Origin of the sequence: Psychrobacter sp. Sarcosine-3u-12, from assembly GCF_002836005.1 — a bacterium.
GTDB classification, from domain to species: domain Bacteria; phylum Pseudomonadota; class Gammaproteobacteria; order Pseudomonadales; family Moraxellaceae; genus Psychrobacter; species Psychrobacter okhotskensis.
On the sequence record NZ_PJBY01000028.1, the window covers coordinates 1 to 1,309 of the forward strand.

Annotated in this window: 1 protein-coding gene and 1 other annotated feature; the gene reads right to left on the reverse strand. The window is 45.9% G+C overall.

Annotated elements, in window-relative coordinates:
- Window positions 1-39: 39 nt before the first annotated feature.
- Window positions 40-1,259, reverse strand: a protein-coding gene (locus CXF65_RS00975) for an IS3 family transposase (RefSeq protein ID WP_101210722.1) whose coding sequence is annotated in 2 segments (ribosomal slippage) — window positions 40-983 and window positions 983-1,259 — 1,221 coding nt in all. Because the reading frame shifts where the segments join, the coding sequence is not laid out codon by codon here.
- Window positions 868-984 (reverse strand) — a sequence feature (AL1L pseudoknot). It overlaps the preceding gene by 117 nt.
- Window positions 1,260-1,309 lie beyond the last annotated feature (50 nt).

A 1,309-nucleotide genomic window follows, 5' to 3' on the forward strand; every position in this document is an offset into this window, starting at 1 on the left:
TGAACCGCCCCGACTTTATCGGAGACTTATTTACTTGAGTCAGGCAGCTTCACCTGACAAGGTTAAATTATCATAATACCGCTTTTCAAACTCAAAGGGTGACACATATCCAATCGTGCTATGCAATCGTGTTCTATTAAACCAATCCACCCATTCAAGGGTTGCTAGTTCAACATCGTTCACACCAGTCCAGTTCTGTTTTAAATAATGAATCACCTCAGACTTATAAAGCCCGTTGACCGTTTCAGCTAATGCATTATCGTATGAATCGCCTGTCGTACCGACAGAAGCTATAACACCGCATGTAGCCATTTTATCAGTATAGCGAATGGATAAATACTGAACCCCTCGATCACTGTGATGAATCACATCTTTGGGATAGTTTCTATCTGCTATTGCTTGATTTAACGCCGCCATCACCATATCTGTGTTCATACGATTAGATACTTTCCAGCCCACAATAGCGCGAGCAAACACATCAATAATAAAAGCGGTATACACCCAGCCGCTTATCGTCTTGATATAAGTAAAGTCTGCCACCCAGAGCTGGTTAGGGCGATGAGCGCTAAAGTTACGATTGACTAGGTCATCAGCACGCTTTTGATCATCACGGCTGTGAGTTGTTATTTTACCCTTACCGCGCCAGACACCTTGTAGGCCATGCTGTCTCATTAAACGCTCTATGGTACAACGAGCAACCTTTAACCCGTCAGCTTTCATCTGCTGCCATACTTTACGAGCGCCATAGCGGCATTTGCTGTCCTGCCAGATGCGTTTAATCTCGCTGATGTAAAAGTCGTCATGTTGACTGCGCAGTGAGCATTTTTCAGGGTAGCTCTCCAAGTCTTTAGCACGGTGATAGGTTGATGGGGCAATCGGTAATACTCTACAGATCAGCTCGACCCCATAATTATTCTTATGATCGTCGATGAATTGAATCATGATTTTAGTCAGCGGTCGAGCTCCGCCTGGGCGAAAAAAGCGGCAGCCTTACGCATGATCTCATTGGCTTGCTTGAGCTCTCTGCATTCGCGTTCAAGCTCCTTGATGCGCTCTTTATCACTTTGCGCTTGCACCGATGCAGGAATAGTTTGATCGATGTGTTTTTTATGCCACGACCGCAGGGTTTCAGGCGTACAGCCAATCTTAGGGGCAATGGCTTGAATCGCTGACCATGTGGAGGGATAGTCGCCCAACGCTTCTATCAGCATGCGAACGGCGCGTTCTTTAATCTCAGGAGTGTAGTTTCGTGTTTTCATTGTCGTATTCTCTCAGAATGTTGAGTCTCCGACAATCCCGGGGCGGTTCA